Origin of the sequence: Streptomyces sp. NPDC048507, from assembly GCF_043199995.1 — a bacterium.
Taxonomy (GTDB): Bacteria; Actinomycetota; Actinomycetes; order Streptomycetales; family Streptomycetaceae; genus Streptomyces.
On sequence record NZ_JBICWZ010000002.1, the window covers coordinates 631,375 to 651,455 of the forward strand.

The 20,081-nt window shown below is 74.4% G+C and carries 14 protein-coding genes; 4 read left to right on the plus strand and 10 right to left on the minus strand.

Features of this window, described 5'->3' with window-relative positions:
* Positions 1-113: 113 nt before the first annotated feature.
* On the minus strand, positions 114-2,792 hold the full coding sequence (locus tag ACGFXC_RS07945; protein ID WP_393710599.1) for an NACHT domain-containing protein: 2,679 nt from the start codon (positions 2,790-2,792) through the stop codon (positions 114-116).
* A 256-nt stretch (positions 2,793-3,048) separates the two neighbouring features.
* On the opposite strand from ACGFXC_RS07945, the gene ACGFXC_RS07950 reads away from it, so the two are divergent.
* Together ACGFXC_RS07950 and ACGFXC_RS07955 are read left to right on the plus strand one after the other, a co-directional pair.
* Positions 3,049-3,336: a hypothetical protein gene (locus ACGFXC_RS07950; RefSeq protein ID WP_393710601.1), complete on the plus strand. Its 288-nt coding sequence runs from the start codon at positions 3,049-3,051 to the stop codon at positions 3,334-3,336.
* A 49-nt stretch (positions 3,337-3,385) separates the two neighbouring features.
* A complete protein-coding gene (locus ACGFXC_RS07955; protein ID WP_393710602.1) occupies positions 3,386-3,880 on the plus strand; it encodes a hypothetical protein in 495 nt (164 codons plus the stop codon).
* Positions 3,881-3,974: 94 nt separating this feature from the next.
* Here ACGFXC_RS07955 and ACGFXC_RS07960 read toward each other — a convergent pair whose 3' ends face one another.
* The 5 genes from ACGFXC_RS07960 to ACGFXC_RS07980 form a co-directional block, all read right to left on the minus strand.
* Positions 3,975-5,474: a fatty acyl-CoA synthetase gene (locus ACGFXC_RS07960; RefSeq protein ID WP_393710604.1), complete on the minus strand. Its 1,500-nt coding sequence runs from the start codon at positions 5,472-5,474 to the stop codon at positions 3,975-3,977.
* Between the two features lie 201 nt (positions 5,475-5,675).
* Positions 5,676-8,150, minus strand: a complete 2,475-nt coding sequence (locus tag ACGFXC_RS07965; RefSeq protein ID WP_393710606.1) for an MFS transporter — start codon at positions 8,148-8,150, stop codon at positions 5,676-5,678.
* Positions 8,151-8,385: 235 nt separating this feature from the next.
* Complete coding sequence (locus ACGFXC_RS07970) at positions 8,386-9,543, minus strand: calcium:proton antiporter (RefSeq protein WP_393710607.1); 1,158 nt, start codon at positions 9,541-9,543, stop codon at positions 8,386-8,388.
* A gap of 103 nt (positions 9,544-9,646) precedes the next feature.
* Positions 9,647-11,200: an acyl-CoA synthetase gene (locus ACGFXC_RS07975; RefSeq protein WP_393710609.1), complete on the minus strand. Its 1,554-nt coding sequence runs from the start codon at positions 11,198-11,200 to the stop codon at positions 9,647-9,649.
* 14 nt (positions 11,201-11,214) lie between these two features.
* Positions 11,215-12,321 (minus strand): nitronate monooxygenase, encoded by a 1,107-nt coding sequence (locus tag ACGFXC_RS07980; RefSeq protein WP_393710611.1) that lies wholly within the window; start codon positions 12,319-12,321, stop codon positions 11,215-11,217.
* 147 nt (positions 12,322-12,468) lie between these two features.
* Here ACGFXC_RS07980 and ACGFXC_RS07985 point away from each other — a divergent pair, with 147 nt between their 5' ends.
* The gene (locus ACGFXC_RS07985; protein ID WP_393710613.1) at positions 12,469-14,292 is read left to right on the plus strand and encodes a serine hydrolase; all 1,824 of its coding nucleotides are present in this window, start codon (positions 12,469-12,471) and stop codon (positions 14,290-14,292) included.
* A 16-nt stretch (positions 14,293-14,308) separates the two neighbouring features.
* Here the strand turns inward: ACGFXC_RS07985 and ACGFXC_RS07990 are convergent, their stop codons facing one another.
* Positions 14,309-14,686 (minus strand): VOC family protein, encoded by a 378-nt coding sequence (locus ACGFXC_RS07990; protein WP_393710615.1) that lies wholly within the window; start codon positions 14,684-14,686, stop codon positions 14,309-14,311.
* A gap of 136 nt (positions 14,687-14,822) precedes the next feature.
* On the opposite strand from ACGFXC_RS07990, the gene ACGFXC_RS07995 reads away from it, so the two are divergent.
* A complete protein-coding gene (locus tag ACGFXC_RS07995; RefSeq protein WP_393710617.1) occupies positions 14,823-15,266 on the plus strand; it encodes a nitroreductase family deazaflavin-dependent oxidoreductase in 444 nt (147 codons plus the stop codon).
* A gap of 14 nt (positions 15,267-15,280) precedes the next feature.
* On the opposite strand, the gene ACGFXC_RS08000 is transcribed toward ACGFXC_RS07995, so the two are convergent.
* Genes ACGFXC_RS08000 through ACGFXC_RS08010 form a run of 3 tightly spaced genes read right to left on the minus strand, consistent with a single transcriptional unit; the run spans position 15,281 to position 19,988 of the window.
* A complete protein-coding gene (locus ACGFXC_RS08000; RefSeq protein ID WP_393710619.1) occupies positions 15,281-16,876 on the minus strand; it encodes a phytoene desaturase family protein in 1,596 nt (531 codons plus the stop codon).
* Positions 16,873-19,065: a tetratricopeptide repeat protein gene (locus ACGFXC_RS08005; RefSeq protein WP_393710621.1), complete on the minus strand. Its 2,193-nt coding sequence runs from the start codon at positions 19,063-19,065 to the stop codon at positions 16,873-16,875. The genes ACGFXC_RS08000 and ACGFXC_RS08005 overlap by 4 nt, the downstream gene beginning before the upstream one ends.
* Positions 19,047-19,988, minus strand: coding sequence for an oxygenase MpaB family protein (locus ACGFXC_RS08010; RefSeq protein ID WP_393710623.1), 942 nt, complete (start codon positions 19,986-19,988; stop codon positions 19,047-19,049). The genes ACGFXC_RS08005 and ACGFXC_RS08010 overlap by 19 nt, the downstream gene beginning before the upstream one ends.
* Positions 19,989-20,081 lie beyond the last annotated feature (93 nt).

The following is a 20,081-nucleotide window of genomic DNA, read 5'->3' on the forward strand; positions in this document are numbered from 1 at the left end:
GTGCTTCCAGCCAACTCCACCGCCGTGCACCGGACCATGACGTTCCACCTGCAAAAGTACGGTCGCCCACTTCTGCGGACGGCTGCGGGGCGCGGTGCCGCGCCCCGGGCGCGCTAGGGAGCCCCCGCCGGGGAACGGTCCGTCCGGCGGGCCCCGTCGGCCGGCGCCCGCGGGGCCGGCGGCGACGGCACCACGCGCGGCAGCAGCTGATCGACCCCGGTGTCCAGGTGCAGCTGGAGCAGGCGGTGCGGGAAGAAGAACCCGCTGTCCGTACGGAAGAGCAGGACGCGCTGCTCCGCCAGGTGCAGGAACCTCCGGTACCGGTAGGGGGTGCGCCCCCGGCGGGCCAGGACCACCCGGATCGTCCAGTGCCGGACGATCGCCAGGCCCCCGTACCGGAAGCCGCGTACGACCGCGAACAGGGCCCCGAGCAGGGTCGCGACGTAGACGGCCGGGCGCAGGTCGTGGCCGGGTGCGGCCGGGCCGATGAGCGCGATCAGGCCGATGACGCCCACGGCCAGTCCCGCCAGCCCGTGGACCAGGGCGAAGCGGACCGTGCGCCGGACCCCCTCGTTGGGGCGGGGCCGGCGCTCCTGGAGCGAGGGTTCGAACTGGTTGCCGAAGACGTAGACCACGCCGAGCAGCAGGGCCGCCGCCGGGGCGGTCCACCCGGGTTCCGGGCACACCAGGTGGACGACGTAGCCCAGCAGGCACTCGATGGCGACCCACACCAACAGGGACTGCGCGCCGCGCACGAGGTGGAACTTGACCGGCGGGTAGAGCATCCGCTCGCGGCGCCGCCAGGTCCACCGCATCTGCTCCACCGGACGGAACACGTCGGTGAAGGAGGCCTCCATCTGCGTGGCGGCCACCCACAGGTAGGCGAGGGCCACCACCACCGGTCCGGGGGCGGTCAGATCGACGTGCGCGACGTAGACCAGCAGGAACACCATGAAGAGCATCACAGGCCCGGTGGCCGCGACCGGGCCGAGGACGGCCCCGCGTCCGACGCCGCCGTCGGCCGCCCCGGCCCGCTCCAGGAAGCGCTTCTCCGACTGGTAGGCGGTCACGGCGCTCGTCACCGCCATGGCCACGGCGAGGCCGGCGGCGCCGCGCACGTCGGCGTGCAGCACGCCGGCGCGCACGGCGGCCGCCACCCACACGACGGGCAGGGCGAGGGCGCAGAGCGACATCGTCAGGTTCGGCAGGATCTTGGGGAGCATCTGCTCCCTGCGCGAGAGCCAGCCGAGGTCGAGCCGGTCCAGGTACAGCACGTGCTCCCCGCGCGCGGTGAGGGTCCGGGCCAGCCAGGTGAGCCAGGTGAGCGTCTGCCGGGGCGTCTCGTCCGGCCGCGGGCGCTCGCGCCGCAGGCACTCCCGTACGTAGGCGTCGAAGATCCGGCCGCGGCGCTGTACGAGGCTGCCGGGCGCGCGCAGGTCGTCCGCCGGCCTGTTGCGGTAGGTGACGCGGATGAAGCCGAGCATCATCGGCGACTGGAGCAGCGGCCACAGGTCCGGGTCCTCCTCCAGCGCGGCGTGCACGTCCGCGAGGGCCTCCCGGTCGGCGTCGAGGAAGGCCTGGACGTCCGGCCGGCCGGGGGGCTGGATCTCGACGTAGCGCAGCGCGCCGATGCCGAGGGCCAGGCGGCGCAGGTCCGCCTCGTCGGTCCGGCAGCCCACGGCCATGCCGGGGCAGAGCCGGCGCAGGCGCCGCAGCTCGGCGACGCAGTGCGGCCGGTCCGCCTCCGGCACCTCGTCCAGGCCGTCCAGTACGGGAACCAGCCGGTGCTCGCTGAGCCAGGTCCGCACCAGGACTCCGGAGACGCCGGTGTACTGGTCGCTCATGGCGGCGGCCAGCCACTCCTCGACGGGCTGGCCGCGGTAGGTGTCCAGCCGCAGGTACACCGGGACGTGCAGGGGTTCGCGCTCGTCGGAGCCCTCCAGCGCCTCGACGGCCAGCCGGTGGGCGAGCCGGGCGAGCTGGGTGGTCTTCCCCATGCCGGGGCGGCCCAGCACCACGAGTTCGTCGGTCTCCTCGTAGAGCGCGCGGATGTTGGTCACCTGGGTCGGTACCGGTACGGGGGCGGTCCGGCGGGTCGTCCTGGCACGGCGCCCGCGCCCGGAGTGCGGTTCGCGCGGCGGCTCGGCGAGGATCACGAAGCGGGGCCGGAGGTAGTGGTGGGCCTCGGCGCGCGCGAGGTCGACGGCCGTCCTGTCCCTGACCTGTTTGACCAGCCTGCGGCGCAGCCGGACCGCGGCCTGGTCGCGGCGGGCGCGCACCGGCCAGGCGAGCGCCATCAGCACGCGGGCCACGACGGCCCGGACGAGCCTGCGCAGCGGGTAGCGGCGCAGGTTGCCGGTGGATCCGTCGGCCGGGGCCGGCCCGGGGCCGGGCTCCGCTCCCCCGGCCGGGTCCGCGGCCTCGTCCCCGACCCCGGGCAGGGGCGGAGCGGGCGCCGGCGCCGCCCCGGGGCCCTCCCCCGGTCCGGCGGCGGCCCGGTGCCAGCGCGGCTCCCACTCGGCGGGGTCGCCGCCGAGCGCCGTGACCAGGGACAGGAACGGGCCCAGCTGCGGGCGCCGCTTGGCCGAGAACACCTCCGAGACGTAGGAGCGGCTGAGGTGGGAGGCCTCGGCCAGCGCGGTGACGGTGGGCCGGTCGGCCTGGTCGAGCTCCGAGTAGAGCTCGTCGCGGACCCGGCGCATGAGGACCGCCCAGGGTCTCAACTCGGGTGTGGCCACCGCCGGATCGGGGCGCTGCGGCCCTCGCGGCCGGAAGCCGGCAGGTCCTGCCATGCGCTCTCCTCGTCTGAGAACCGTTCATTGCCGTTCACGCGTTCACGGCTGCCGGAAGGGCCTGGTCGGCGGGGTGCGGCGGGCGTAGAACGGTGGTCGGCGGGACGCCCCGGGAGGCGTCCGTACCGACGCGCTCATCCTGGCCACCGCGACGCCGTTTGTACGGCCGATCGCCGGGTTCCGGGAATTTCTTGACCGGGGTCTCGAACCGGAGCGCGCCTTCCGCTCAGTCGTCCGTCATCAGGGGAGTCCGCCCATGACCGTTCCACGCCTGTTCGCCTCCGCCGGGGGCCTGTTGACGGCCGGCCCGGCCGCGCTGGCCGAAGCGCCCTGGTGGGTGGCGGCCGCGCTGTCCTTCGCGGGACTGCTGGTGCTGCGGGCCGAGGCGCTCGTGAACGCCCGCAACGAGGCCCGCCGCGGCCTCCACGAGGGCCGCCTGCTGGCCCGGGTGCCCGGGCGCCAGGCCCTGGACTACCTCCGCGACACCCGCCGTCCGCAGCCCGACCCCCCGGGCGCGCCCGAGGCCGGGCCGTCCGGAACGTGAAAGCGGGCGACCCGGTACCCGCTCCGGCTCCCCTCTCTACTCTTGAGACATGAACGTGTTCGACGGCGGTGACGGCCGGCATCTGGAGATGACCAACGGCGGCACGGCGGTCTTCGTGGACGTGCTGGTGCTCGCCGTGTGCGCGCTGGCCCGCCGGACGTGGGACTTCCGCTTCGCCGCCCTGCTGACGCTCCAGGACCAGAACGTGATGGGGCGTGGGGTGGTCGGCTTCGGCCTGGCGGAGCTCGATTGGGGGGACACGCCGCAGGAGCGGGCCACGGCCAAGGACTTCGTGCTGCGCGTCCTCGATCTGGCGCTGTCCCGTCACCGGTGGGAGGAACTGGGGTACGAGCCCGCGCGGGCCGAGGAGTACCTGCGCACGTACCGCGCGATGGTGGAGGGGTTCGACCCCGCGACCGCGAGGACCGGCGCGGGCGTCCTGCCGGGACCGGGGGAAGCCGCGGTGGCCTCCTGCGTACGCCACCGGGTGCTGGACGCCCTGCCGTTCTGGCGGGCGTGCGTGTTCTGCACGGCCGGGGTCTGAGGCCCTGCGTCCCGCGGTCCGCCGTCGGGCTCCCGCGCCGCTCGCCGAGGACCGGAAGGCGGGGTCCGGGTCGGGGGCGGTCGGGGCCGGTCTGTCAGTCGCGCGCGAAGCGGTCGCGGAGTTCGCGCTTGAGGATCTTGCCGCTGGCGTTGCGCGGCAGGGCGTCCACGAGGACCACCCGCTTCGGCGCCTTGAAGTGGGCCAGGCGCTCGCGGGCGTAGGCCATGAGTTCCGCCTCCGCGACCTCTCCGCGCGGCACCACGAACGCCGTGACCGCCTCGATCCACCGTTCGTCGGGGAGCCCGACCACGGCGGCCTCGGCCACCCCGGGGTGGGTGTACAGGACGTCCTCCACCTGCCGGGAGGCGACGAGCACCCCGCCGGAGTTGATGACGTCCTTCACCCGGTCGACGACGGTGTAATAGCCCTGCGCGTCCCGCACGGCCAGGTCGCCGGAGCGGAACCAGCCGTCCCGGAAGGCCTTCTTCGTGGCTTCCGCGTCGTTCCAGTAGCCCCGGCACAGCTGCGGCGAGCGGTACACCACCTCCCCGGCCGTGCCGTCCGGGACCTCCGCGCCGTCCTCGTCGACGACCTTCGCCTCCACGTGGCGCACGGGCCGTCCGCAGGAGTCCATCCGGCCGTCGTGCTCGGCCGGTCCGAGGACGGTGGCGAGCGGACCGATCTCGCTCTGTCCGAAGCAGTTGTAGAAGCCGAGTTCCGGCAGCCGCGCCCGCAGCCGTTCCAGGACGGGGACCGGCATGACCGAGGCCCCGTAGTAGGCCTTGCGCAGCGCCCCCAGCCGCGCCGCCGCGAACCGCGGGTGGCCGGCGAGGCCGATCCACACCGTGGGCGGCGCGAACAGGCTGTCGGCCTCGCCGGCCTCCACGAGGTCGAACAGCACGTCGGCGGCCGGCGCGTCGACGATGGTGTTGCGCGCGCCCACCGCCAGGTAGGGCAGCAGGAAGACGTGCGTCTGCGCGGAGTGGTAGAGCGGCAGGGCGTGGACGGGGCGGTCGTCCTCGGTCAGGTCCAGGGCGGCGACGGCGCTCTCGTACTCGTGCGCCAGGGCCCGGTGGGTCATCATCGCGCCCTTGGGCAGGGCCGTGGTCCCCGAGGTGTACAGCAGCTGGACGAGGGCCGCCGGGTCCGCCGATGACTCGAACGGCAGCGGCGCGTCCAGGTCCGCCAGGAAGGAGCCGGGCGCGTCGCGCAGCGCGCACACCGCGTACCCCCCGGGAACCCGTCCGGCGAGGTCCGGGTCCGCCAGGACAAGGGCGCTCCCGCTGTCGCCGAGGACGTGGCCGAGGTCCTCGCCCGTGAGGTTCTGGTTGACGGGCACGTGGACGAGGCCGGCCCGGGCGCAGGCGAGGAAGGCGATGAGGTAGGCGTCGCTGTTGTGGGCGAAGGTGGCGACCCGGTCCCCCGGTGCGAGGCCGTGGCGACCGCGCAGCACGGCCGCGCCGGTGGAGACGGCCGCGTCGAGTTCGGCGTAGGTGCGGCTCCGGTCGCGGTAGCGCAGGGCCACCCGGCCGGGGACCCGCCGCGCGCTGTCCCGTACGAGCCCGTCGACCGTGTTGTCCCGCACTGCCGTCATGGCGCGATCCTCGCCCGGCCCGGCGCCCAAGGTCAATATCGGCGCGTCAACCGGGCGTACCGAACGGGACGTTGACGGAGATCAGCGGGCACGCGGCACGCGGGGACGCATCCGCGCCCGGCAGGACGCAAGGGGCGGCCCGGGAGCCCCGGCCACCCCCTGCGCGACGGTCCGCTCGGACTCCGGCAGCCCGCCCGTCCGTCAGTCCTCGTGCCCGAGCCGTACGTCCCGCTCGGTGCGCCCGCCGCCCGCGACCTGCAGGACCGTCGCCACGGGCGGATAGCCGGCCGCGATGACCGTGTACTCGCCCGACGGCAGGTCGGTGAACCGGAAGCTTCCGTCCGGTCCGGTGGTCAGGGTGTCCACCACGTTGCCGTCCGCGTCGAGCAAGGTGACGCGGGCATCCTCGACCGGCCTTCCCGTGCCGGCGCGCACCGTGCCGCGCAGGGACGCGCCGCCCGCGAGCTCCACGTCCTGGCGGGTCTCGCGGGAGGCCTGCACGGTCACCGGCAGTGCGGCGGGCCGGAACGCCGGGGCGCTCGCGGCCAGGGTGTACTCCCCCGCCACCAGCTCCGAGATGACGTACGTGCCCTCCCGGCCGGTCCGGGTGGAGGAGACCACCTCGCCCCGGACGTCGGTGAGGGTGACGGTCGCGTCCCCGACCGCGGTGCCGTCGGCGGTGAGGACCGAGCCCGCCAGCCGCCCGGTGCCGCCCAGCACCACGTCGAGCTCGACCGGCCGTTCGCCCACGGTCACGCTGACCGCCTGCGGCTGATGGCCGCCGGCCGCCGCGATCAGGACGTACGAGCCGGGGCCGCGCACGTTCAGCGCGTAGCGTCCGTCGGCTCCGCTGGTGCCCCGGCCGACTTGACGGCCGCTCACGTCGATCAGGGTCAGGGCGGCGCCGGGGACCGTACTGCCGTCGGGGTGCCGGACGGTTCCGCCGACCGGCGGTCCGCCCGGCTGGGAGGTGCCGGCCGGGGTCCGCGCGGCGGGGACCTCTGCGGGGAGCGGCTGCGGGTGGGCCTCGGACGGCAGCGGGCCGGCGGCGGGGGCGTTGTGGGACACCAGCGGTTTCTCCTTGAGGAAGAAGGCGATGAGCAGGCCGAGGACGAGCACGGGCACGAGGTAGAGGAAGATCCGCGGCATCGCCTCGGCGTAGGCCGCGACGTACGCGTCCCTGACGGCCGGCGGCAGGGAGTGCACCAGCTGCGGGGTGATGGCGGAGGGGTCCGGGAGCCCGGCGCCGGCGGGCAGCCGGTCGGCGAGGGCATCGGTGAGCCGGCCTGCGAAGACCGTGCCGAAGACGGCGGCGCCGATGCTGCCGCCCATCTGCCGGAAGTAGTTGTTGGCGCTGGTGGCGGTGCCGATGTCGGTGGGCCGCACCGAATTCTGCACGGCGAGGACCAGCACGGGGAGCACCAGCCCGATGCCGACGCCGAGGACCGCCATCCACAGGCTGTACGCGAGCTGCGTCGTGCCGGTCTCCAGTCGGGACAGTAGCCACATGCCGAGGGAGGACAGTGCCCCGCCGAGGATCGGGTAGATCTTGTAACGGCCGGTCCTGCTGATCAGCTGGCCGGAGGCGATGGAGGCGACGACGACCCCGCCCATCATCGGCAGCATGAGCAGCCCGGACTCCGTGGCGGTGGCGCCCTCGACCATCTGGAGGTAGGTCGGCAGATAACTGGCGGCACCGAACAGCGCGATGCCGACGACCGCCCCGACCAGCGCGGTGACCGTGAAGACCGGGTCACGGAACAACCGCAGCGCGATGATCGGCTCGGCCGCGTGGTGTTCGGCGACCACGAAGAGCAGGGACGATCCGGCAGCGCCGACGGCAAGCCCCAGGATCATCCGCGAGTCCCACGCGTACTCGGTGCCTCCCCAACTGGTCAGCAGCACCAGGCAGGTCGAGGCCGCGGCGAGGAGCAGGGCGCCGATCACGTCGAGCCGGGGCCGGACCGTGGGCTTGGGCAGCTTCAGCACGACGGTGATGACGGCCATGGTGATCAGCCCGAACGGCACGTTGATGTAGAAACACCAGCGCCACGAGGCGTGGTCGGTGAAGAACCCGCCGAGCAGCGGTCCAGCGACGGACGCGAGTCCGAAGGCCGCGCCGATCAGCCCCATGAAGCGGCCGCGCTGCCGGGGCGGCACGATGTCCGCGATGATCGCCTGGACACCGATCATGAGCCCGCCGGCGCCGATGCCCTGGACCGCACGGAAGGCGATGAGCTCGTTCATGGTGCGTGACCAGCCGGCCAGCGCGGAACCGACGATGAAGACCGCGATCGCGAACTGGAAGACGCTCTTGCGGCCGAAGAGGTCGCCGAGCTTGCCGTACAGCGGCAGCCCGATGGTCGAGGTGAGCAGATAGGCCGTGATGGCCCACGACATCCGGTCCAGGCCCTGGAGCTCCCCGACGATCTTCGGCAGCGCCGTGGCGACGATCATCTGTTCCAGCGCGGCGAGCAGCAGCGCCAGCATCAGCCCGAAGAAGACCAGCCGGACCCGGCGCGGGCCGAACGCCTCCGGGGGACCCGCTTCGGCGGCGGGCGGGGCTTCGCCCGCGGCGTCCCGGCCGGCCGGATCGGGATGCCCCCGCTTCTCGCGGCGGACCGGAGCCGGCCGCGGGGCGGCCTGCTCGTCCGTCTCCAGAGTGATACCGCCCACGTACTGCTCCCCTCGTTGCCTCAGGCAATCGCGCCTGCGCCGCCCTTTTCTCGCATTCGGCAACAGCACGGGCAAACGCGCGGATTGACGTTCCGGAGGACCGAGGCGGTCGTACGAGCTGGTGGGAGGGGGTGCCGTGAACCATCGACCGGTACGGAGAACCACCCGAACCGGTGATCCGGGCGGCCCGGCGGGGCCGACGGGGCCGGATCGTCGCGGCCCCGCCGGGCGCCGCTCAGGGACTGACGGCGAGGAAGAGGTACGCGGCGAGCAGGACGAGGTGGACTCCGCCCTGCAGCAGCGTGGCCCGGCCGGGCGCGATGGTGAGGGCGCTGACCACGATGGTCAGGGCGAGCAGCACCATGTGGATCGGCCCGAGGCCGAGCAGCAGCGGACCGGACAGCCAGATGGTGGCGAGGGCGATGACCGGGATGGTCAGTCCGATGCTGGCGATGGCCGACCCGTAGCCCAGGTTGAGGCTGGTCTGGACGCGGCCGCGGCGGGCGGCGCGGACCGCGGCGAGCGTCTCGGGCGCCAGCACGAGCAGGGCGATGATCACACCGACGACGGCGTTGGGCAGGCCGGCGCTGGCGACGCCCGCCTCGATGGTGGGCGAGACGGCCTTGGCGTCGCCGACCACGGCGATGAGTGCGACGAGCAGCAGACCGAGGCTGACCAGGGCCGCGCGGGAGGTGGGCGGGGCGGCGTGGTCCCCGTCCCCGATTCCGTCCCCTTCGGCGCCGGCGGGGGCTCCGGCGGGGGCTCCGGCCCCCTCCCGCGCACCGCCGTGCGCCTCCACCGGCAGGAAGTAGTCCCGGTGACGGACGGTCTGGACGGCGATGAACAGGCCGTAGAGGGCCAGCGAGGCGACGGCGGCGAAGGTCAGCTGGGCGCTGGAGAACTCGGGTCCGGGCTTGCTGGTCGTGAAGGTCGGCAGGACGAGGCTCAGTACGGCGAGGGTGGCGACGGTGGCCAGGGCGGCGCCGGAACCCTCCGCGTTGAACACGGCCACCCGGTTGCGCAGCGCCCCGACGAGCAGGGACAGGCCGACGATGCCGTTGCAGGTGATCATGACGGCGGCGAAGACGGTGTCCCGGGCCAGGGAGGCCGTCTTGTCTCCGCCGTCGGCCATCAGGGTGACGATGAGCGCCACTTCGATGACGGTGACGGCAACGGCGAGGACGAGCGAGCCGAAGGGCTCGCCGACCCGGTGGGCGACGACCTCGGCGTGGTGGACGGCGGCCAGGACCGCCCCGGCCAGACAGACGGCGACGAGCGCCACCGCGAAGCCGGGTAGGTCGCGCCCCCAGCTGAGGACGAGCGCGATCAGCGCCACCACGGGGACCAGCACGGTCCAGTCGGTCAGGGGTGATCTGTGCGTTGCCGTACTCATATCAGCCAACTTGCCAGAAGTGTCCTCCCGGTGCGGCGCGCACCACGCCCCGAGGGGGCTGACGTGGCACTTCTCACGCCGCCCCCGGGCGTGGCGGGCCCGCTCACACGGCGCGTTGGCGGCCCTCCCAGTAGGGGTCGCGCAGCCGCCGCTTGTAGAGCTTGCCGTTCGGGTCGCGGGGCATCGTCTCGATGAAGTCGACCGACTTGGGGCGCTTGTAGCCGGCCAGCCGCTGTGCGCAGTGGTGCAGGATCTCGGCGGCGAGCGCGTCACCGGCCTCGAAGCCCTCGGCGGGCTCGATGACGGCCTTGACCTCCTCGCCCCAGGACTCGTGGGGGATCCCGAAGGCCGCCGCGTCCGCGACCGCCGGATGGGTGAGCAGGGCCGACTCGATCTCGGCCGGGTAGATGTTCACCCCGCCGGAGATGATCATGTCGATCTTGCGGTCGCGGAGGAAGAGGTAGCCCTCTTCGTCGAGCAGGCCGAGGTCGCCGACGGTGAAGAAGTCGCCGATGCGGTTCTTCTTCGTCTTGCCCTCGTCCTTGTGGTAGCTGAAGCCGCCGGTGTTCATCTTGATGTAGACCGTGCCGAGTTCGCCCGGGGGCAGGCGGTTGCCGTCGTCGTCGAAGACGGCGAGTTCGCTGATCGGCCAGGCACGGCCGACGGTTCCCGGTTTCTTCAGCCAGTCCTCGGCGGTGGCGAAGGCGCCGCCGCCCTCGCTGGCCGCGTAGTACTCCTCCACGCACCGGCCCCACCAGTCGATCATCGCCCGTTTGACGTGGTCGGGGCAGGGGGCGGCGCCGTGGATGGCGTGCCGCATGGAGGAGACGTCGTAGGCGTCCTTCGTCTCCTGCGGGAGCGCGAGCAGGCGGTGGAACTGGGTGGGGACCATGTGGGTGTGGGTGCAGGCGTGGCGGTCGATCAGGCGCAGCATCTCCTCGGGGCTCCACTTGTCCATCAGCACCAGCGGGTGCCCGATGTGCAGGGAAGCGCCCGCGAACTGGAGCACGGCCGTGTGGTAGAGCGGCGAGCAGACGAGGTGGACGTTGCCGTCGAAGGGGCGGACGCCGAAGATGCCGAGGAAACCTCCGAGGTAGGTCTCCTCGGGGAGCTTGCCGGGCAGCGGACGGCGGATGCCGCGCGGACGGCCCGTGGTCCCGGAGGTGTAGTTCATGACCCAGCCGAGGGTGCGGTCCCCGGGCGGGGTCGCGGGCTGCCCGTCGAGGAGTTCGGCGTACGGGCGGAAGCCCGGGACGGCTCCCACGGCGTAGCGGTGCCCGGCGGGCAGGGCGGCCTCGTCGGCGGCCGCGGTGGCGGCGTCGGCGAACCGTTCGTGGGCGATGAGGACCTTGGCGCCGGAGTCGGAGACGATCCAGGCGATCTCGGGGCCGACGAGGTGGTGGTTGACCGGGACGAGGTAGAGGCCGGCCTGGGAGGCGGCGAGGTAGGCGGTCAGGAACTCGACGCCGTTGGGCAGGACGACGGCGAGGGCGTCGCCGGGGCCGAGTCCGGCGGCGCGCAGGCCGTGGACGAGGCGGTTGACGTCGGCGTGCAGCCGTCCGGCGGACCATTCCTCGCCCTCGGGGGTGACGAGGACGGTCCGGCCCGGGTCGGCGGCCGCCTGGGCCCAGAATCCGTTGGGGGGCTGGTCACTCATGCTGATCACACCTCTCAGGCGCGGCCGGCGATGCGGTTGACGCGGTCGATGGCACGCTCGAAGCCGCTGGTGAGTTCGTCGAAGACGGCCCGGACGCCGCGTTCGCTGTTCATCCGGCCGACGATCTGGCCGACGGGGGTGCCGAGCAGCGGCTGGACCTCGTACTTCTGGATGCGGGAGACGGCCTCGGCGACGAGGAGGCCCTGGAGCGGCATGGGCAGGGCGCCGGGCCCCTCGGGGTCGTCCCAGGCGTCGGTCCACTCGGTGCGCAGCTGGCGCGCGGGCTTGCCGGTGAGGGCCCGGGAGCGGACGGTGTCACCGGAGCCGGCCGCCAGGAGCTTCTCGGTGAGGGCGCGGGAGTGCAGGTCGGCCTCGGTGGTGGTGAGCCACAGGGAGCCGAGCCAGACGCCCTGGGAGCCGAGCGCGATCGCGGCGGCGATCTGTTCGCCGCTGCCGATGCCGCCGGCGGCGAGGACCGGGAGCGGCGCGACGGCCTCGACGATCTCGGGGACCAGGACCATGGTGGCGATGTCCCCGGTGTGGCCGCCGGCCTCGTAGCCCTGGGCGACGACGACGTCGATGCCGGCCTCGACGTGGCGGCGGGCGTGCTTGGCGGTGCCGGCCAGGGCGGCGACGAGGACGCCGTGGTCGTGGGCGCGCGCGATGACGTCGGCGGGCGGGGAACCGAGGGCGTTCGCGAGGAGTTTGACGGGGTAGTCGAACGCCACGTCCAGCTGATCGCGGGCGACCCGTTCCATCCACCCGGTGATGCGCCAGCCGGAGGCTTCGCCCTCGGCGAGTTCGGGTACGTGGTGCTTGGCGAGGGTGTCGCGGACGAAGGCCCGGTGCCCCGGCGGGATCATCGCCTCGATCTCGGCCTCGCCGATGCCGTCGACGGCCTTCTTGGCGGGCATGACCACATCGAGCCCGTAGGGCTTGCCGTCGGTGTGCTCCTGCATCCAGTCGAGATCGCGCCTGAGGTCGTCGGGAGCCGTGTAGCGGACGGCTCCGAGGACGCCGAACCCGCCCGCGCGGGTGATGGCCGCGGCGACCGCCGGGAAGGGCGTGAAGCCGAAGATGGCGTGCTCGACTCCCAGTTTCTTGCTCAGCTCCGTCTCCATGGCGGTGAGGATGCCGCAGGGCGGCGGCCGAGGGAAGAGATTTTCTGATGCTGTGTCAGATTCTTTGACGGCCGGTCGGTGCGGAGGGTGCGCGGTGGGCGGGCAGATAGCCAGTAGCGTGCGCGGGCAGGAACAGGAGGGCCGGACATGGGCGGTTCGGGTACGGAATCAGGGGCGGCCGGCGGCGGTGGCGGGCTCAGCCGCAGACGGCTCGGGGCACGGCTGCTCGCGCTGGGCGGGGTGCTCGTGCTGCACGCCGCGCTGCCCGGGCCGGGCGCGGCGGCCGCGGGCGGCGGCGCCGAACGGCGGGCGCTGCAGGGCCTGCGGCTGCGCTACGGCTCCGCCCGCCAGGCGGGCCTGCTGGAGCGCCATGTGGAGGGCGTCGCCGAGGAGGCCCGGCGCTTCCTGGGGCCCTCCCCCGAACACCCCTACTACGCCGGGGCGGTGGTCCTCGCGGGGCGCGGCCGTACGATCGCCCTGCACCGGGCCATGGGCGACGCCGTCCGCTACGCCGACTACGACGGCCGCACCGACCGGCCGCGCGAGTTCCCCGCCGCCGAGCGGATCGCCATGACCGAGGACACCGTCTTCGACCTGGCCTCGCTGAGCAAGCTCTTCACCTCCCTGCTGGCCGTGCAGCAGATGGAGCGGGGCCGCCTGGAGCTGGAGGCCCCCGTCGACCGCTACCTCCCGGAGTTCACCGGCGGCGGCAAGGAGGCCGTGACCGTCCGCCAGCTCCTCACCCACACCTCGGGACTGCGCTCGTGGGCGCCGTTCTACCAGGAACCCACCCGCGCCGGACAGTTGCGGCTGCTGTGGTCGGTGCGCCCGCAGGACACCCCGGGGACGGTGTACCGCTACTCCGACCTGAACCTGATCACGCTCCAGCTGCTCCTGGAGCGGATCACCGGCCGCACCCTGGACGTCCTGCTCCGCGAGGAGGTCACCGGCCCGCTCGGCATGCGCCGCACCCGCTACAACCCGCCCGCGTCCTGGCGCCGGGTGACCGCCGCGACCGAGGTGCAGCGGCCGCCCTGGTCGGGACTGGACCGGGGCCTGGTGTGGGGCGAGGTCCACGACGAGAACGCGTACGCGCTCGGCGGCGTCGCCGGCCACGCGGGGGTCTTCGGCACCGCCTGGGACCTCGCGGTCCTCTCGCGCACCCTGCTCGACGGCGGGGCGTACGCGGGCAAGCGCATCCTGCGCCCCGCCTCCGTGGAACTGCTCTTCACCGACTTCAACACGGCCTTCCCCGGCGACGACCACGGCCTCGGCTTCGAGCTCTACCAACACTGGTACATGGGTGCCATGGCCACCCCGCACGCCGCCGGGCACACCGGCTTCACGGGCACCTCGCTCGTCCTCGACCCCTCCACCGACTCGTTCCTGATCCTGCTCGGCAACTCCGTGCACCCCGTGCGCACCTGGCGGGCGGGCAGCGCGCCCCGGGTGGCCACCGGGAACCGCTTCGCCCGGGCGGTCCCCGTGCGCACCCGGCACGGCGGCCCGGCCTGGTACTCGGGAATGGAGACCGCGGGCTCGGGCACCCTCACCCTGCCGCCCGTCGCCCCGCGCACCGCGAGCGCCCGGCTGCGCTGCGCCGTGTGGTGGGACACCGTGCCCGGGGCGGGCGGCTTCCACCTGGAGGCCTCCTTCGACGGGCTGGTGTGGGAGCCGGTGCCCTTCAGCACCGTCCGCGGCACCGGCGGCGCCCCGGAGTCCTGGCCCGCGGGCGGCGCGGGAGGCTGGTCGGGCCGCGTCTGGCACCGGCTGGAGGCCCCGCTCCCCGCCCGGGCCGGACAGGAGGTCCGGCTCCGCCTGCGCCACGCGGCGACCGGCCGCTACGTGGGGCGCGGCGTGTACGTGGACGTCCTGCGGGTCGCCGAACCGGGCCGCCTGCTGTTCAGCGAGGACCGGGCGACGGACGCGGACCGGATCGAGGCGGTGGGCTGGACCCGCTCGTCGGACTGACCGGCGGACCGGCCCCTCAGCCCTGGACCAGGCAGAACGGGTGGCCGGCCGGGTCGGCGAAGACGCGGAAGTCCCGGGTGGCCGGGCCCTGTTCCAGCAGGACGGCGCCGCGTTCGAGGACCTGCGCCTGGCCGCGGTCGAGGTCCGGGACGGCCAGGTCCAGGTGGAACTGCTGGGGCCGCTCGGGATCGGGCCAGGCCGGCGCGCGGTGGCCGACGGCCAGCTGGAAGCAGAGCACCTGCCCGTTCGGGGTGTGCAGGGTGGCCCACTCCCGGTCCAGCGACCAGCGCCGGTCCGGGCGGTTGACCTCCCCGCCCAGCAGGCCCGCGTAGAACTCGGCGAGCCGCAGCGGCTCCGGACAGTCCAGCACCACGCACTGCAGTTCAGCGATCATGCGACGAGCCTATCGGGGACGGCCGCCGCACGACGGCCTCACCCGCCCGGCCCAGCCGGAATGCAGGCCGTGCCCGGGGGCGTTGACGCTCGTTGTCGAGGCTGTTGACCATTCGAAACGAAGGCAGGGAGACACCGTGACCGACATCGACTGGGACCACCCCAAGGACCCCAGGCCGGGCACCTGGCAGCTGGACCACGTCAAGCTGTACGTGGGCTCGGGCGGCGCCGAGGGCCAGCACTGGAACGGCACCCAGACCCTCCTGCTGACCACCGTCGGCCGGGTCTCCGGAGAGGCCGTGCGCACCCCGCTCATCTACGGCGAGGACGGCGGCCGCTACCTGGTCGTCGCCTCCAAGGGCGGGGCCGACGAGGCGCCGCTGTGGTACCGCAACCTGACGGCCGACCCCCGGGTCCGCGTCCAGGTCGGCCCGAAGGTGGTCCAGGGCACCGCGCGCACCGCCACCTCCGAGGAGCGGGCCGCCTTCTGGCCGGTGATGACCGGGCACTGGCCCGCGTACGACGAGTACCAGGCCAAGACCGACCGCGAGATCCCGATCGTGGTCATCGACCCCTCCTGACGGGGGGCGGACCCTCAGCGTTCCAGCACCGCCATGGCCGCGTTGTGCCCGGGGACGCCGCTGACGCCGCCGCCGCGCACCGCCCCCGCACCGCACAGCAGGACGTTGCGGTGGGCGGTCTCCACCCCCCAGCGCCCCGCGGCGCCCGTCTCCGGGGGCGCGTAGGGCCAGGACAGGTCCTGGTGGAAGATGTGGCCCCCGGGGAGCCGCAGTTCGCGTTCCAGGTCCAGCGGGGTCTTCGCCTCGATGCAGGGGCGGCCGTCGGCGTCGAAGGCCAGGCAGTCGGTGAGCGGCTCGGCCAGGTGCGCGTCGAGCTGGGCCAGGGTGGCGGTCAGCAGCACCTCGCGGGCCTGGTGGTTGTCCTTCTCGAAGAGCCTGGCCGGGGTGTGCAGGCCGAAGAGGGTCAGCGTCTGGCAGCCCTGCCCGGCGAGCTCCGGCCCGAGGATCGAGGGGTCCGTCAGCGAGTGGCAGTAGATCTCCGAGGGCGGTACGGAGGGCAGTTCCCCGGCCGCCGCCTCCGCGTGGGCCCGGCGCAGCTCCTCGTAGCCCTCGGCGATGTGGAAGGTGCCGCCGAAGGCCTCCCGGGGGTCCACGGAGGCGTCCCGCAGCCGGGGCAGCCGGCTGAGCAGCATGTTCACCTTGAACTGGGACCCCTCGGGGGCCGGCCGCGCCGGGTCCGGCTCCTCGGCGAGGAGGGCGGACAGGGCCTGCGGGGAGGCGTTGACCAGGACGTCGCGTCCGACGACGGTGCCCTCGCCCGTCGCCGTACGGAAGGTCACCTCGGCCGGGGCGGTCCCGTCGGTGTGGATGCGCAGCGCCTCGTGGCCGGTGACGATCTCCGCGCCGGCGGCCCGGGCGGCTTCGGCGAGGGCGTCGGTGAGCGCGCCCATGCCGCCGACGGGAACGTCCCAGTCGCCGGTGCCGCCGCCGATGACGTGGTAGAGGAAGCAGCGGTTCTGGACCAGCGAGGGGTCGTGCGCGTCGGCGAAGGTGCCGATCAGGGCGTCCGTGAGGACCACCCCGCGGACCAGGTCGTCGGCGAAGCGCGCCTCCAGGGCCCGGCCGAGGGGCTCCTCGAACAGGGTCCGCCAGGCCGTCTCGTCGTCGATCCGGGCGCGCAGCGCCTCGCGCGTGGGCAGCGGTTCGGTCAGCGTGGGGAAGATCCGCCCGGCGGCGCGGCCCGTCATCGCGTAGAACTCCCGCCAGCTCTCGTAGTCCCGGTCGGAGCCGGTGAGCCGGGCGAAGGAGGCGCGCGTGCGTTCCTCGCCGCCGCCGACGAGCAGTCCGCCGGGTGCCCCGCCGCGGTGGTGGGGCGTGTACGAGGACACCGTGCGCCGACGGACCCGGAACCGCAGCCCCAGGTCCCGGACGATCTTCGCGGGGAGCAGGGAGACGAGGTAGGAGTATCGCGAGAGGCGGGCGTCGACGCCGGTGAAGGGGCGGGTGGAGACGGCGGCCCCGCCGGTGTGCCCGAGCCGCTCCAGGACCAGGACCGAGCGGCCCGCCCGGGCCAGGTAGGCGGCGGCGACCAGGCCGTTGTGGCCGCCCCCCACGATCACGGCGTCGTACACCTCGTGCGCGAATCCCCGGGCGACCCTGGTGGCTGTCATGGCTCTTGGTAGCACACCTGGCCGAGCCGCTCCAGACAGTGTGCCTCGTCGGCGTGGGCCAGGGCGGTGTCCGGATGTTCGTCGCCCAGGGACCGTTCGCGGATACCGGAGAGGTCCCGGTAGATGGGCAGCGCCTCGTCCCAGCGGCCCAGCCGGCCCAGGCCCACGGCTAGTTCGCGCCGGCTGACCAGGGTGTCGGGGTGCTCGGCGCCCAGCGCCTTGGCACGGGCCGCGCCGACGGCGCGGGCCTCGGCCACGGCCTCCTCCCAGCGATCCAGCCGGCCCAGGTTGACGCCGAATACGTGCCGGGCGCGCAGGGTTTCCGGGTCGGCGGCGCCGTAGGCGCGGGTGCGGTCGCGGACCAGGGCCCGGAACAGGTCGAGCGCCTCGGCGGCGCGGCCCGTGCGGCCCAGCGCGATGCCCGTCTCGTAGCGGGCGGCGAGGGCGTCGGGGTGGTCCCGGCCGAGCACGCGCTCCCGTACGGCGGCGACGTGCCGGAATCCGGTCAGGGCCTCGCCCCAGCGGCCGAGCCGGCCCAGGGCGTACGCGGCCTCGTACCGGGTCAGGAGCGTGTCGGGGTGCTCCGCGCCCAGCACGGCGGCGCGCTCGGCGGCCACGTCGGCGGCGGCCGCGTGGGCCTCGGCGTGCCGGCCGAGGGCGCCGAGCGCGCAGGCCAGGTTGTGGCGGCAGCGCAGGGTGTCGGGGTGGCGCGGGCCCGTGGTGCGGATCCGGGCGGCGAGCACCGCGGCGTAGATCTCGTGGGCCTCGCCGTGGCGGCCGAGCCGGCCGAGTTCGTACGCCTCCTCCTGGCGGGCCGCGAGGGTGTCCGGGTGGTCCGGGCCCAGCACCCGGGTCCGCCCCTGCGCCACGGCCGTGTACACGGCCAGGGCCTCCTCGGGACGGCCGGCCCGGCTGAGGTGGAACGCGCGGGTGTGCCCGGCGTCGAGCGCGTCGGCGCGCCCCGGTCCGGTGCCGGTGCCGGTGCCGGGGGTGTGGGCGAGGCCGTACGCGGCGGTGAGCCGGGGGTCCTCGGCGGGCGCGGGCCGCAGGATCCGCTGTTCACCGGAGCCGGTGCCGGGGCCGGGGGCAGGGGTGTGGCCGGTGCCGGGGGCGCGCAGCGGCCCCGGGCCGATGGCGGGCGGCGGCGGGCCCTGCCCGGGGCCGGGCGGGACGCCCGGGCCGGTCACCGGGCGGGACGCCGTCCAGGAGCCGGTCAGCACCGCCCACTCCCCGCTGGCCGGCCGGGCCTCGATCCCGGCCTTGCGCCCCGCGGTCATCCCCCGGGCCCACCCGGGCAGCGGCGCGGGTGCGACGGGCGGGCCGCCCGCGCCGAACCGGGCCTCGACCAGGCGCCGGTGGAGGTGGCGGGCGTCTCCCGGCCGGTCCTCGGGCCGCTTGGCCAGGAGTTCCAGGACGAGCCGCTCGAAGTGGGCGGGCAGCTCGGGACGGTGTTCGCGCAGCGGGACGGGGACCGAGTCGCGGTGCCCGACCAGCACCGACCAGGAGTCGCCGAGGTCGAACGGCGGGGCTCCGGTGGCGATCTCGTAGAGGACGCAGCCCAGCGAGTACAGGTCGCTGAGGTGATCGACCTCGCCGCCCGCGATCTGCTCCGGCGACATGTAGTGCGGGGTGCCCATCGCCATCCCGCCGCCGGTGAGCTTGGCGGTGAAACCGATGTCGTGGGCGAGGCGCGCGATCCCGAAGTCGCAGATCTTCACCGTGCCGTCGGTGAGCCGCATGATGTTGGCGGGCTTGAGGTCGCGGTGGACCACGCCCTGCTCGTGCGTGTAGCCGAGGGCGGCGGCCATCTGCTCGGCGACGTCGAGGACCACGTCCACCGGCAGCGGGCGGGAGTCGTTGTCCTCCATCAGCTGGCTGAGGTTGCGGCCCTCCAGGAGTTCCATGACCAGGTAGAGGGGCCCGCCCGCCGCGCTGTCGTCACCGAAGTCGTGGACGACGGTGACGCCCCGGTGCTGGAGCGAGGCCGCCACCCGCGCCTCGCGCCGGAAGCGCTCGCGCAGCACCTGGGTGAAGTGGGCGTCCTGCTCGGGCCCGATGGGCTTGAGGCACTTGACCGCGACCTGCCGGCCGAGCGACTCGTCGCGGGCGCGCCACACCTCGCCCATGCCGCCGCGCCCGATCAGATCGAGTGACCGGTACCGGCCCTGGATCAGTCTGGACTCCGCCATGTCTTGAAGCCGCCCCCGTCGTCGTGCCGCGCCCTCCCAGGCCGGTCCAGTATGGCCGCTGATGTTCGCAGTGTGTACGCGCAGGGGCGGCTCCCCGCGCCCAGTCGGCGCATCGCTTTCAAGATGTGACCTGGAGGCAGCTGCCAGCGTAGACCTGCGGGAATGCTGCGCAGCAGGCGACCCGTGAGGCGCAGGCGCCGGGTGACGACGGACGGGGCGGGTGCGCTGCGCCCGTAGAGCGCGTGCGCCCAGCCCGGAAGCGCGTCGTAGGCGAGTCCGGCGAGGGGTCTCCACAGCAGGTTTCGGCCAGGCACGAGGAGCCGGGGCACGGGCGGGGCCCGGAGGAAGTCGTCGACGGCGTGGGCGTCGGCCCCTGCGGCGAGGCGGGGGCGGACCTCCTCGAAGTACGCGGCGAGCGCGGCGGCACAGCCGGGCACCCCGGCCGGGTCGAGGCCGACGAGACGGGCGCCGACCCGGTTCTCGTCGACGTAGCGGTCGGCCTGGGCGGGGGTCAGGGGGACCCCGGAGCGCCGCAGGACGTGCAGGAAGCTGTCGATCTGCGCGCAGTGCACCCACAGCAGCAGCTCGGGGTCGTCCACGGGGAAGCGCTCCCCCGTGTCCGGGTCGGTGGCGGAGAGCCGGCGGTGCAGGGCCCGGACCCGGGCGCCGGCCCGCTCGGCGGCCCCGGTGGTGCCGTAGGTGAGGGTGCCGACGAAGTCGGCGGTGCGCAGCAGCCGCCCCCAGGCGTCGCGCTCGAAGTCGGAGTTCTCCATGACCCCGCGCACGGCGCGCGGGTGCAGGGCCTGGAGGTACAGCGCGCGGACGCCGGCGATCCACATGATGGGGTCGCCGTGGCACTGCCAGGTGACGGACGCGGGCCCGTAGAGCCCCTGGTCCGCTCCCCCGTACGGAGCTGCGCTCATGGCCGGCCTCCCGGCGGGGAGCCTACCCGGGCGGGGGCCGGCCCATCCGCCCGTGAGGGCGCCGACGATTGCGTCGACGTGCTGCGCGGGTGC